Raw genomic sequence first — 13,052 nt, 5'->3', positions numbered from 1 at the left:
CCATTATCTTCATTATCCCATTATCCTCATTATCCCATTATCTTCATTATCCCATTATCTTCATTATCCCATAATCTTCATTATCCAGTAGTTCCGAATAACCCAAGTTCCGAATGCTGAATTTGGCAGTCATCAAATATTTATGATTTACCGAAAAAAAGATCTAATGAACCATGGAATTCGTTTGTGATGCCAACCAAAAACGACTCCATGGCCATAGATACAGCCAGCTTGATGGCTGTATCCTCTGAATTGTTTCGCAAATATGATATAATAACTTTGCCAGAATCTGCAAATTATGAATGTCAGGACATTTTAAACGTGTTATTACATGCCTCAACATTTTCTACAAACTCTCTTGAATCTGCAAGTAATGACCTCAAAAGCAAAAATCCTGACTTAAGAATCCCCTCAGCAGATACTATTTTCAATTACATCAAAGACAATAATATTGAAGATACTCTTTCTGCTTTCAGAAAAATGAATTTTGAGATTTTCAAGATGATGAAACTTGAAAACACTGTTCATGACATAGCTATTGATTTTCATGATGTTCCATTTTATGGAGACAAAAATACTCCCGGAATTAGGGGCATAAAACCAAAGAATGGCAGTTCGTGGGGTAAATCGTTTTGTACCCTGGATATAATTGGAACTTCTCACTTGACACTTGACGTAATCGACATTAATAGTTTGAACAAGAATATTCTCTATTCATCGAATCYTTATTCGAAAGACTTAAGGCAATAGGTGTAAAAACAGGGACATCATACCTTGACAAGGAATTTTGTAATAGAGCTGTGATTTCAAAATTAGATGAACTTAAAGTCAATTTTGTTATAGCAGCTAAATCAAATCAGGTTATCAATAGAGAACTTAAAAATCATCAAAAAGAATGGGGAAATACTTCAGTAATTTTTGAATATCAATTTAAGCAAGGAGGACCTTCCTTCAATATTGTGGCAATATATGATGATAAAAAGGAAAAGTACATCCTGTTTGCTACAAACAAAGAGGCAGAATCAACTGAGAAATTTGAAAAGACAATTCCTGAAGAATACCGAAAAAGATGGAACATAGAAACTGGCTATAGAGTGAAAAACGACTTCAAGATACGAACATGTACAAAATCACCAGTAGCAAGAGTATTGTTCTTTGTTATTCAATGCATCATGTACAATGTTCTAAATATGCTAAAGTCAGTTATCGAAATTACAGCTTATGAGCTAAAATCATTAATAAATGAAGACATAAACAAAGCTGTTAGATATGGGCTAAAATCGCTGAATTTTATTCCAGTTAAGGTGTTACTGGAATGTTTGAGATGGTTTAATGAAGAACGAAATCGAGTGCTACGCACTCGATTAACTACAATATAACTTGTATTGAATTAAAAATTGCTAACTTAATAGCTTATGCTATAAAATCACTCGATAAAAAATTATTTTTTGAGAACTGTTAGTGGAAATTATAGATTAAGAATTTTAAACTCTAACCAGTAATAGAAAATATTTTGAAAATGAGTGGGTAAAAAGTAAAATCAATATGTTTTTGTCATTCGGAAGTAAGCCTGATCGGAACTACTGTTATCCTCATTATCCTCATATCCTCATTATCCTTATTTCTGGGAATCTTTTTTTAGAAAATTATATTTAATACTTATTAATATATTTATAACATTATATAGAAAGTTCAATGTGGGAGGCTGAGGAAAATACCATGAATGTAAAAATTGATTGGAATGAAGTCTGGAAAGAAAGAATAGAATTCCAGAGCAAGGCTAGCCTCAATACCGACTGCTCCAGTATCTGGCAGAAAAAAGAAAACACCAGGAAATTCTGAGAAATGTCTCTGGAAAATAAAGATAGGGTTGAAAAAACCCTAACTGGAATGGCCCTTACCTCCGAATCCAGAGTTCTTGACATTGGAGCAGGCCCCGGACGCCTGGTAATTCCTCTTGAGGAGAGGGTTGCGCATGTAACAGCAGTCGAGCCTGCAGAAGGAATGATGGAGATTCTGAAACAAAATATCAAGACTTATGGAATCAGGAATATTGACTGTGTCTATAAAGACTGGGAAACTGTTAATGCAATATCTGACCTCTGTCCTTCCTATGATGTCGTGTTTGCATCTTACTCCCTGGGCATGAAAGATATTCGGGCTTCAATCCAAAAAATGGTTGACGTATCTTCAGGATATGTTTACCTATACTGGTTTGCAAGAGATACTTCCTGGGATATACACTCTCGAAACCTCTGGCCTATCCTGCACGGGCACGAGTATAGGCAGGGTCCAAAAGCAGACGTTCTTTACAACGTACTCTACGATATGGGAGTCTATCCTGATGTGAAGGTTTTTCCTTTTGAGCACAAAAACCGCTTTGAAAACATCGAAGAAGCTCTTGAGCACTTTAAGCCTCAATACGCTGCATTTTCACCTGAGCAGGAAGAAATTCTAAGGTCCTACCTTCAAAAGATGCTGGAAGAAGACAATGGGGCTCTCGTGCAAAAGGGCTGGAGCACAAGGGTGAAAATGTGGTGGAAAGTCTCTGCCTTTTGAAATAAGAAGATTTCGAGTACAATCTTTCAAATATCCTTTTAGGACAATTTATATATACGAATATTACTGCTAAAAATAGTTTGCGAAATCAATATATATATTTTTTTTCCAAGTGATTCCTCCCTAGAAATGTCCGTATCAAAGGTTTGGACAAGGTTTTTTTGCCCTCCGTAAAAACAAAGAGGACAAAGTGATTTATACTGTTTATTGTCTGTGTTTTCTCCCTTTTTTGTCTGTGTTTTTTCCCTTTTTTACCTGTGTTTTTTCCCTTTTTTGCCTGTGCTTTCTTCTAAACTCTAGGGCTTGCTCAAAGAGCTGAGAATCAGGTCATCCATAAAGGTCCCAAAATCTATTCCCGTGCTATCCAGAACCTTAGATTTTACAAAAAATAAGAATGTTATCGTTATGAAAGTTGTCAATCCGGCGACAACCCCATTTTGGGTCATTTTTGTTTTTACGAAGGTTAAATATTCGTTTTAAATTCACCATCGATACTCAGAGTACAGGGTTAATCCTGTAGAATTACACGTTTTTGTGCGCGTTCAAGTTCTTAGAATAACGTATCCCGTTGCATTTTTTAAGAAGTCAAAGATCAGATAGTTTATCTGTATAAATATAATTGATAGATAATTATGTTAATTATTAGTTTAATGATATACAATTTGTCCAGTAAAGTATTAATTATACAGATCTATTGATATTATAATGAAATAATAATATTTAAAAGTCATACAGTATTAATTTCATGGACTCCAATGTATTTTCTGGAAATTTAGAGCAGATTTTCAAGTACATAAGAACTAAAGCTCCTGAATACAAAGAGGAAAATGCCACTCTCGAACTCCTTAAAAGTTCTGTTTTAGTTGCGTTCTCTGGTGCACTACGGATACATCTCGCATTTTTACTATTCCATATTCAATCAAGCATACTAACTTGCATTGCAGGTGGTCTAATAATTTATACTGTATACACACTTGACAGAGCTTTAGGAGCCGAGGAAGATACTGTAAACCGGGCGGAACTGAATGGCTCGAATAAAAAAGTTGGACTCACGGTTTCACTGCTGGCTTTTATGATAGGAACTTATATACTAGCAAAAGAGGGAATGCTTGCACTTGCGTTCATGCCCTTCATAACTGGCTACCTGTACAGTAAAGGAATTAAAATAGGAAGGTTCGCTTTGAAACTAAAAGGAGGACTTGGAGTTAAGAATATTGTTGTGGGGCTTACATGGGGCATTTTTATTGCAGGTCTTGCAGGCAGTGGATGTGGAAACCTGGTCCCTATCGTTCTGGTTTTTATTTTCTTTGGAGTTAAAGTATTTATCAACTCTGCCATATATGATTTCAAGGATATAAAAGGAGACACTCTTGCAGGTCTCAAGACTCTTCCCGTAAGCCTTGGAACACAGAAAACCCGCAATCTTCTTACTGCCATGCACCTGCTTTCTCATCTAGCGCTTGGGATTGCCCTTATCCATGGAGTCCTTGCTTTCGAACCCCTTATAGTTCTCTATAGTTTCATTTGCGGACTTATATGTATCCAGAGCTTTACAAATTCTGAGGACGAGAAACTTTCTTCCCGAAAACTTGAAAGGACCGTTCTTGTAGACGGGGAATCCACTTCTATTCTTGGACTCAAGATGGTTGCAGGCGCTCTGATTACATAAAGACCTGGCTGTACAAAAGATACTAATTAAAAATATAATAAAAAACTCGATCTGGTAATACATCTGGAGCCTGATGTTTACATTAAGACATTTACAAAAGCATTATACGGAAGATAGAGAGCCTTGTAAGACAGAAAAATTCATATTACCCTTATCAATAGGCCTTAAAGAGGTCAGACTGAAGATCAAGCCTCTTCATTTGAAGATCAAGCCTCTTCATTTGAAGATCGAGACATTTAGCCTCTTCATTTGAAGATCGAGACATTTCATTTGAAGATCAAGCATCTTTATTTGAAGATCAAGCATCTTTATTTGAAGATCAAGACCTTCCATTTATACTTCCAATTCAATTATTCAGCTTTTTTCTTTTCAGACTCTCAAAACATCTGCGAACATAGGAAATTACAACCTTTCGATTTACAGATTCTTAATCTCAACTGCATTCTCTTTATAATGTTTAAAAAGGTCTTCTCCCCATTTAATGGATGAAGAATCAAAACCCACAAGGTCAGTTCTCGGGTCAAAAGTTCCGTTTTTGAAAAACAGTGAGAGTGATACAAACCTGTCTGTTACGACAAAAGCTACCTTTGCGCTGTCGTAGACATGGAAACTTGTGTGTTTGTACTTAAGAAACTCTTCAATTTCAGCGCTATGCTCACTTTTTAATTTGAAAAAGACATTTGGCGTAACAATTATGGAAATAGGGATGTTCCTTCGGGCCATCTCAAGAAACATCGATGGATAGCTGGGAAGGAAAATGGATGTAAAACCCATAAAACGGCTGGCAGTCAGGACATTTTCCATGAATGCTTTATGAGAGTCATAAATATGTTCATGTTCATCCTTTACAACTCTACACTCCTTTAGATCCAAAATTCTGTTTAGCAACGTCTCGGGAACTGCTCCAAGGTCATGGTCTCTCCAGAAGTCTTCGTTTGCTTCTATAGCTGCCAGAGTGTCAAGGAAAGGTTTGTAATAGATGGCTGAAACTTTTCCCAGGGAAGTCAACTGATACACTCCTTCCTGTCTGACAATTAGATTCGCATTTTCCATTTCTTTCAGGCGAGGTAGAATTTCCGGGGATCTTACATCGAAGTAGTCCCTGATCTCCGAAAGGGTCCTTGGACTCTCCTTAAGTAAAAATAAGGTAACAATTCAGGTAGCCTTTCAAAGGCTACAATTTTTCCTCTTTTCGAGGAAAAATTGCATATAAATTGAATCCTATTTTGTTTCGTTATTATGCTTACACGTGAAGAGATCCTCGTTATCTATGAAGCTGGTCCTGAAGCTGTAATTTCTGTAATCCAGAGACTTGAAACTATCATAGAAGAACAAGCTATTCGAATTGCTGAACTAGAAGAACGTGTAAGGATTTTAGAATCTCGCTTAAATCAAAATAGCAGAAACAGCAGTAAACCTCCTTCTACTGACTTTTTAGTCAAAGAAAAACCTAATCCCAAGAGTCTCCGGAAAAAGAGTGGGAAGAAACCTGGAGGTCAAGAAGGTCATCCAGGCACAACTCTTGATATGGTTAATGATCCTGATTAGGTAATTGAACATTCTTTGACCTGCTGCAAAGAATGTGGACATACTCTTGAGGATGTTGAAGTTGAAGCTTATGAGAGAAGACAAATTTTTGATATTCCTCCTGTAAATCTAATTGTTACGGAACATCGAAGTCAGATTAAGACCTGTACTCACTGTGGAAAATCAAATAAAGCTTCTTTTCCAGAATCTGTGAAATATCCCGTCCAGTATGGTCCTAATATTTTAGCTTCAGCAATTTACTGTAAAAACTACCAGTTTATTCCCTATAAAAGGATTTTAGAGTTTTTTGATGACGTTATGGGGATAAAAATCTGTTCTGCTACGATAATCAGAGCAGAAAAAGAATGCTTCCGGAATTTAGAGGAGTTTGAAAATGTGAGTCAGGAGAGGTTAATAACTTCTCCTGTAATCCATTGTGATGAAACTGGGATGAAAATTGAAGGAAAAAGGCATTGGCTTCATGTAGCTTCTAATGACAAATACACCTGTTATTTTGCTCACTCAAAAAGAGGATCAGAAGCAATTAATGCCATGGGAATTCTTCCAGAGTTTAAAGGAATAGCAGTTCATGACGGATGGAAACCCTATAACAGTTATGAATGTGATCATGCTCTTTGCAATGCTCATCTCCAGAGAGAACTTACTGGAATTGAGGAGAACTATAAACAGCAATGGGCTAAAGAGATGAATGAACTGTTAACAGAAATGAAAAAGTATACTGATGAGTGTAAAGAGCAGGTCAAAGATCTGGACTTTGAGCAAATTAAAGTGTTAGAAGAAAGGTTCGATGCTGTAGTCATGAAAGGGATTGAAGAAAATCCACCTTCTCTAAACCCTGAAAAACAAGGAAAACGTGGTAAAAATCCAAAAACAAAAGCAAGGAACCTACTTGACAGGTTTATAGAAAACAAAAAACAGATCCTGAGATTCCTCAATGACTTGAGAGTTCCGTTTGAGAATAACCAAGCAGAAAGAGACATAAGGATGATGAAATTACAGCAGAAAATATCAGGAACTTTCAGAACTATACAAGGAGCGGAAGCTTTCTGCAGAATTAGAGCTTATATCTCAACCATTAAAAAGAACGATTTACCTGTTATAGACGGTATTCTCGCGGCGCTCAAAGGAGCGCCGCTATTATTCTGAGAATTTCAGCATTTTGCTGAAAAAACATACTTTTTTATCAGTGGCTGAATAGTTACAAAATAAGATGTCTTTTCGTTTTTCAGAGAAGGTTAGGATGCTTAAAAGTCCAATTGATTTCACACATATCAGCCCGTGATTATTAGTACTGTTTCTGGAGAAATTTGAGAGATATTATGGAAAAGTAAGTTCTCCGGCTTTTATTTGAAGTGAAGGCAAATTGTTTTTTGAAATTCTTTTCATTTTTTATATTGAATTGATGTGGCAGTTATATCAGAGTGATATAATATTGCTAGAATGATATACGAATTCAATATATATTATCTTTTTCAAGAGTAGACTTGATTCTTAATAATTTATTATTGAATTTAGATATTCTGTGTAACAGTCTTTCGAAAACATAAGATATCCGGTTGAAAAAACGCACATGACTTTCAAAAAAAGTTATTATAATAAAGATATAGAATTATTCTACCAATATACAGTTTAAAGCTGCATACTCAGCACGCCGGTTAAAAATCATAAATAAAAAATTGAGATTTAATGTAACCGTTTGATGAATTGTTAATGAAAGTATGCAGATCCAGCAGTGAAGTAAATACAGGATGTGATATATTAATAAATTAATAAAATTTGCCATCCATTAACCCATATGTACAGCACTTGATTAAGGATACATAAGAGCTTCAACTCCGGCAAATCTCTTATCTTTCAAACCATGCTATTCTGAAAATAAGTAATAAGAAATAAGCTTAAAATGAGAATGTGCCCTGCTTTAGATGCAGGGGTACTCGAATTTTTACATTGAACTCAAGTGTATACCTTGAGTAAGTGTATACCTTGAGTTATTCTTTATCTTTATTGATATTTCAATGAAGAAAATGCCGCATACCTGTAAAAACCAGGGAAACTCCAAGTCGGTTTGCAGTATCAATAACTTCGTTATCTCTGATCGACCCACCGGGAGAAACAATATAACGAATGTAATTTTCTGCTGCGTGGACGACGCTGTCATCGAAGGGGAAGAAAGCGTCTGATGCCATTACACATTCTGACATAATCTTCTGGCAGTACTCTTCAAATGGTGCAGCAGGCTGCTCACGTTCGTAGATTACCCTTAGATTTTCAACTGCCTTTGTGGCTGCCAGTTTGCGGATCGAGTCCACCCTGTTAGGTTGCCCTGCTCCCATACCCAGTACCATGAAGTATCCAGGTTCGTATTCGTGGGCAAGGGTCACAGCATTGGATTTTGTGGCTTTGCAGGCTTTAAGGCAGAACTCCGAGAGAGCGCGCTTGTCCTCAGGATAGGAAATTTCAGTAACAGATTCCCATTTTTCGTAAATCCCTATATCGCGGCTCTGCTTAAGCATGCCTCCAATTACATACTTGTAGGTATACTCCATCCCAAAAACCTCCCTAAGTTCTGGAAGTTTCAGGAGCCTCAGATTTTCACTTTTATTTTTCAGATATTCAAGAGCATCGGGCTTGAAGTCAGGAGCAAGGATAATTTCTACGAATTTCCCGTTCAGAAAAGTTGCAGCTTCGAGGTCAAAAATCTCGTTTGTACAGATTATGCTTCCGTAAGCCGAAATCGGGTCTCCGTCCCAAGCAGCCTGCAGAGCTTGCAAGAGTGTATCTCCAGTAGCAAGTCCGCACGGGTTATTGTGTTTCACAATAACAACAGCAGGAGAAGTGTTTCCCAGTTCTTTGACCGTCTGAAGGGCGTTGTCGGCGTCCACATAGTTGTTGTAAGAAAGTTCTTTCCCGTGCAACTGGGCAACTTTTGCCAGGCTCGGACCTTCAATTTTAGGGTCTTTAAAAAAAGAGGCTTCTTGATGCCAGTTTTCCCCATAGCGAAGTTTCACGCCATCGGAAAATTTCAGGCGCAGTACCTCTTCTCCAAGCAGAGTCCTGCTCAGGTAAGTATCAATGGCTGCATCATAATCAGCTGTATGCCTGAAAGCTTTAACCGCGAGGTCAGCACGGGTTTTATCGGAGATTACTCCACTTGAGCGCAGTTCTTTAAGGACATGACCATAGTCCGAAGGGTCAGATATCACTGTTACCGAGCGGTAGTTCTTAGCTGCCGAACGGAGAAGGGTCGGACCCCCGATGTCTATGTTTTCGATGGCTTCTTCAAGTTCCACACCCTCTTTGGAAACCGTTACTTCAAAGGGGTATAGGTTTACAGCCACCAGATCGAGGAGAGAGATATCTTCTTTTACAGCTTCCTCCATCTGTTCTTTGCTGTCCCGCAGGCATAAGAGCCCGCCATGAATTCTCGGGTGGAGAGTTTTGACTCTTCCTCCCATCATCTCCGGATAGCCTGTGACTTCCGCGACATCGGTAACCTCGATGCCGGCGTCGCGAAGGATTTTCGCAGTCCCACCCGTTGAGATGATCTTCACGCCAAGTGCTTCAAGCCCGCGTGCAAATTCCGCAATTCCTGTCTTGTCTGAGACGCTGAGCAGTGCCCTTTTTACCAAAAAATCACCAATATACTTGGTTTAAAAATTATTAGCTATAAAACTTATGGTTTACACGTTATTTTATTAGTAAGAAACTTTTTTTTATTGAAAAAATCAGAGTTTAACTCCTCAAATGCAATATTTCGGTTAACATTTAATCATGAACCTCTTGGAGTTCTAGTTCTTTAAGTTTTTGGTATTTTGTGAACTATCTCACGCTAAAGCATTGAGGTTTCTTACATCTAGATCTAGATTTTGGCCTGGAAAAGGTAAAATAAAAAGAGATTCAGTTTCCTTTGAGAAAATTGTTCTTATGGCTGGGGCAGGGAAAATGAAAACAATAATGGAGTTTTTTGATGCCTGAAAAAAAACCGACGAAATCGACCTCTAATGAGCCCTGGCAGGAGTATGATATTCCTGACAACAGGCATAATTTTGACCGGGTATGGGCTCATTTAAAGGAAGAGTACCCGGATGCAAAACCTTCTCTTAACTACAGCAACCCACTAGAACTTCTTGTAGCAACTGTCCTCTCTGCTCAGTCAACGGATGTCCAGATCAACAGGGTGACTGAAAATTTATTCAAAAAATACAGGACTGCCGAAGACTATGCCAGCGCAGACCTCAGGGAACTTGAAATTGACATTTATTCTACAGGGTTTTACAAAAACAAAGCAAAAAATCTCAAAGCTTCCGCGCAACTGATTATCGAGCACTATAATGGAGAAGTGCCAAAGACAATGGGTGAACTGATTACCCTGCCAGGGGTCGGGAGAAAAACAGCGAATATAGTGCTTGCCAGGGCTTTTGGGATAATAGAGGGTATTGCCGTGGATACCCATGTAAAAAGAGTCTCTAGAAGGCTTGGATTTACCAGGCACTCCGACCCTGAAAAAATCGAACAGGATCTGATAGCCCTTACCCGAAAAGAAGACCTTGATTCAATTTCCATGACCCTGATATATCACGGGAGGAAAGTTTGCCAGGCAAAAAAACCCAGATGCCGCATTTGTGTTGTAAAAGAGCTGTGCCCTTCAAGTATTATATTTATCGGGGAGTAACAGAATTCTGCTAAAAAGCAGCTTCTCCCACTATCTGGAAGAAGATAGCTTTTCAAAAATGAGAAACGATTTTTGCTCAAGCTTTTTTATTGAAAAGTTTCCCAAACCCGAAACTGATTGCCAGTACTGCAAGCGTTCCTACTGCAATTGCCAGGACTTCCCCGCTCTTCCCCATGCCTTCAATTGAATAATCAGGCATTGGAGAACTTACTGCAGGTTCCATTTCTTCAATTTGGGTCATTTTCGATTCATCAATTATCTCTCCAGCAGCACTTTCAAGCCCGTCCGGGTCGGGAGATGCAAGAAAGGGGGCCAAAACCGAAAGTAAAAGTGCAATTGCAATTCCAGCATAAAGGAATTTCATATTTGAGTTACCGCTCATGCATGAGTCTCCTTCTTAGATTTTTCCGGTCTGTCAGTGAAACTGTCTTCAAGCAGATCAGGGCGAGATTTTGAAATCGCTGTGATTACAACTGCAGTGATCAGCCCTTCTCCGATGAAACCAATTATCAGGTGATAGGTGCCCATCGCAATGAGACCTGGAACAAGGGGGAAAATGTCTGCAATCCACATCTGAACTGCGCAGACAATTGACGACATAAAGAGCCCAAGCCAGGCACCTCCAAAGGCTGCGATGATTGTGCCCATACTCTTACGAAGAACAACATACGTATAATATCCCACAAACCCGGAAACAACTCCCATGTTCAGGATATTTGCGCCCATTGCGGTGATCCCGCCATCGCCAAAGGCAAACCCCTGAACAAGCAACACAAGCGTAAGTACGAGAACTCCTGCCCAGGGGCTTCCGAAAACAATAGCAACAAGGGCTGCCCCGACCATGTGTCCACTCGTTCCCATTCCGATAGGAATATTCATTGCCTGGATAGCAAAGATTCCTGCTGCAAGGGCGGCAAGAACTGGCACTTTCATTTCATCAAGTTCATTTTTTGCCCACTTCATTGACATGATAATAAATGGAAGGGCAATTACCCAATAGACAATTGCCTGACTTAACGGCATAAAAGAATCAGGTATATGCATTTTTTTATTCCTCTTTTTAAACCTTATTTTTTATAGATTTCATTTACACTGTGAACATTCCATATCCCTTGTTTTTCAGAATATTCATTACATAAAGAATAAAAAACCCAAAAAGTCAAAATTTGTTAAGTATTATCATGTGAATTATTACAATTAGATATCTATTATGACTGTTCCTAATGTGTATTTTGAGAGTCATTTTCAGGAGATTTTCTGTATAATTTTAAATAATTCAGTATTACATATATACATTTTGGTATTATTTTATTTGATAATTTTTTTTATGAAATCTCCTTCAGTGTTGGCATAATTATTTTTTAATCAAATTAAGTAACCTTGGATCTTCCATCAAGTCGAATAGATATTCATCTAAGAAAAGTTGGTGTTAATCCACATCAGTCCCATTTTTACTAGCTTTTTGATCCCTGAATGATTGCTTTTATAAGCATTTGAGTAATATGTGCTCATCAGATTTTAATTTTTGGTAATATTTATTATGAAAAAAAGTAATATTTGTATATTACCATATATCCAGTATTATATGGAGGAGTATTTATGGACTGCAAGGAAGTTATTGCCAATTACTGGAATTTCAGGTCTTCCACCTACACAAACGGAGTAAATGGCTTTGATGAGAAAGAACGTATGGTCTGGAAACAAATCTTTGAGAATTTCCTGGCTTCCGGCAAGCGTTTAAAAGTACTGGACGTAGGAACAGGCACAGGTTTTCTCGCCCTCCTTTTTGCCGAGATGGGGCATGAGGTAACAGGCATAGACCTCTCTGAAGGCATGCTCGAGAAAGCAAAGCATAACACAGATAACATGGGTCTAAAAATTGAGTTGTTCCATGGAGATGCGGAAAATCTGCCTTTCGAAGACTGTTCCTTTGATCTGGTTGTGAACAAATACCTTCTCTGGACCCTCCAGAAGCCTGCATGTGCTGTTAGCGAGTGGAAGCGCGTCCTCAAACCTGGAGGGATGATCTTTGCCATAGATGGCAACTGGTTTGATCCCCGACCAGATCGGTGTATCAAAAGAATAATTTCCGAGTTAGCAGAAAGCTTTGCGAAGAAAAACCAGTACAATCTGGTATTCAAGAAGTCTTACAATCCGATAAGAAATTCTCTTCCTTTCTATGAGAAAATAAGCCCGGAAAATATCTCCCACATCTTTTCCGAAACCGGACTTGTGAACACTGCAATAAATCCTCTCCTTGGGGTGCAGAAGTTTCAAAAAAACAGACACTCGTTCTTACAGAGACTTCTCAAGAATAACTCCATTTTTCTGGTATCAGGGCAGAAAAAGCAAGAATAAGCTTTTTGCCCCCAAACTGCTTTTTTTGCCTCGCCCTATTAATTAGCTGGATTTTTCCATAAAATGCCCTGACATTTTTATATCATCGTTGTTAACAATGATATTTTATTTATAGTCACACGATCCTGACGATATTTACCATTTGCTTTTACATTTTTCATCTTGTTTTTTTTACTTAATGCAATAAAACTTTTTAACATACATACTTGTCCAAAATTGTAGAAAGCTTTTTATTCCAATTCAAAA

General features: G+C 38.0%; 9 protein-coding genes and 2 pseudogenes. 7 read left to right on the top strand and 4 right to left on the bottom strand.

The genetic code is table 11. The features are described from left to right. Nucleotides 1-189 precede the first annotated feature (189 nt). From MSWH1_RS17770 to MSWH1_RS01990, 4 genes and pseudogenes are all read left to right on the top strand, one after another. Nucleotides 190-1,379: pseudogene (locus tag MSWH1_RS17770) on the top strand (ISH3 family transposase). Nucleotides 1,380-1,719: 340 nt separating this feature from the next. Beyond that, nucleotides 1,720-1,842 (top strand): hypothetical protein, encoded by a 123-nt coding sequence (locus MSWH1_RS20455; protein ID WP_255350482.1) that lies wholly within the window; start codon nt 1,720-1,722, stop codon nt 1,840-1,842. A 3-nt stretch (nt 1,843-1,845) separates the two neighbouring features. Beyond that, a complete protein-coding gene (locus tag MSWH1_RS01995) occupies nt 1,846-2,559 on the top strand; it encodes a class I SAM-dependent methyltransferase (protein ID WP_255350481.1) in 714 nt (237 codons plus the stop codon). Between the two features lie 745 nt (nt 2,560-3,304). Next, entirely contained in the window at nt 3,305-4,228 is a 924-nt protein-coding gene (locus MSWH1_RS01990) for a UbiA family prenyltransferase (RefSeq protein ID WP_048125605.1), read from the top strand. Nucleotides 4,229-4,645: 417 nt separating this feature from the next. Here the strand turns inward: MSWH1_RS01990 and MSWH1_RS01985 are convergent, their stop codons facing one another. Next, nucleotides 4,646-5,236, bottom strand: coding sequence for a winged helix-turn-helix domain-containing protein (locus MSWH1_RS01985; RefSeq protein WP_231591864.1), 591 nt, complete (start codon nt 5,234-5,236; stop codon nt 4,646-4,648). A gap of 231 nt (nt 5,237-5,467) precedes the next feature. On the opposite strand from MSWH1_RS01985, the pseudogene tnpC reads away from it, so the two are divergent. Further along, a pseudogene (gene tnpC / locus MSWH1_RS01975) lies at nt 5,468-6,922 on the top strand (IS66 family transposase). Between the two features lie 866 nt (nt 6,923-7,788). Here the strand turns inward: tnpC and purH are convergent. After that, the gene (gene purH / locus MSWH1_RS01970) at nt 7,789-9,405 is read right to left on the bottom strand and encodes a bifunctional phosphoribosylaminoimidazolecarboxamide formyltransferase/IMP cyclohydrolase (RefSeq protein WP_048125602.1); all 1,617 of its coding nucleotides are present in this window, start codon (nt 9,403-9,405) and stop codon (nt 7,789-7,791) included. Nucleotides 9,406-9,743: 338 nt separating this feature from the next. On the opposite strand from purH, the gene nth reads away from it, so the two are divergent. Next, nucleotides 9,744-10,448, top strand: coding sequence for an endonuclease III (gene nth / locus MSWH1_RS01965; protein ID WP_048125600.1), 705 nt, complete (start codon nt 9,744-9,746; stop codon nt 10,446-10,448). 76 nt (nt 10,449-10,524) lie between these two features. Here nth and MSWH1_RS01960 read toward each other — a convergent pair whose 3' ends face one another. Both MSWH1_RS01960 and cbiM read right to left on the bottom strand, forming a co-directional pair. Then, nucleotides 10,525-10,830: a PDGLE domain-containing protein gene (locus tag MSWH1_RS01960; protein WP_048125598.1), complete on the bottom strand. Its 306-nt coding sequence runs from the start codon at nt 10,828-10,830 to the stop codon at nt 10,525-10,527. Further along, nucleotides 10,827-11,492 (bottom strand): cobalt transporter CbiM, encoded by a 666-nt coding sequence (cbiM, locus tag MSWH1_RS01955; RefSeq protein ID WP_048125596.1) that lies wholly within the window; start codon nt 11,490-11,492, stop codon nt 10,827-10,829. Before cbiM ends, MSWH1_RS01960 begins: the two co-directional genes overlap by 4 nt. A gap of 555 nt (nt 11,493-12,047) precedes the next feature. Between cbiM and MSWH1_RS01950 the strand changes: the two genes are divergently transcribed. Beyond that, a complete protein-coding gene (locus MSWH1_RS01950; RefSeq protein WP_048125594.1) occupies nt 12,048-12,806 on the top strand; it encodes a class I SAM-dependent methyltransferase in 759 nt (252 codons plus the stop codon). The last annotated feature ends 246 nt before the right edge of the window (nt 12,807-13,052 follow it).

Source organism: Methanosarcina sp. WH1, from assembly GCF_000970005.1.
Lineage (GTDB): Archaea > Halobacteriota > Methanosarcinia > Methanosarcinales > Methanosarcinaceae > Methanosarcina.
This window is presented reverse-complemented; position numbering and strand designations above follow the sequence as displayed.

Excerpts from the sequence above, each read along its gene's own strand:
- MSWH1_RS20455 (WP_255350482.1), top strand. The coding sequence starts at position 1,720 with ATGAATGTAAAAATTGATTGGAATGAAGTCTGGAAAGAAAGAATAGAA.
- MSWH1_RS01995 (WP_255350481.1), top strand. The coding sequence starts at position 1,846 with ATGTCTCTGGAAAATAAAGATAGGGTTGAAAAAACCCTAACTGGAATG.
- MSWH1_RS01990 (WP_048125605.1), top strand. The coding sequence starts at position 3,305 with ATGGACTCCAATGTATTTTCTGGAAATTTAGAGCAGATTTTCAAGTAC.
- nth (WP_048125600.1), top strand. The coding sequence starts at position 9,744 with ATGCCTGAAAAAAAACCGACGAAATCGACCTCTAATGAGCCCTGGCAG.
- MSWH1_RS01960 (WP_048125598.1), bottom strand. The coding sequence starts at position 10,830 with ATGAGCGGTAACTCAAATATGAAATTCCTTTATGCTGGAATTGCAATT.
- cbiM (WP_048125596.1), bottom strand. The coding sequence starts at position 11,492 with ATGCATATACCTGATTCTTTTATGCCGTTAAGTCAGGCAATTGTCTAT.
- MSWH1_RS01950 (WP_048125594.1), top strand. The coding sequence starts at position 12,048 with ATGGACTGCAAGGAAGTTATTGCCAATTACTGGAATTTCAGGTCTTCC.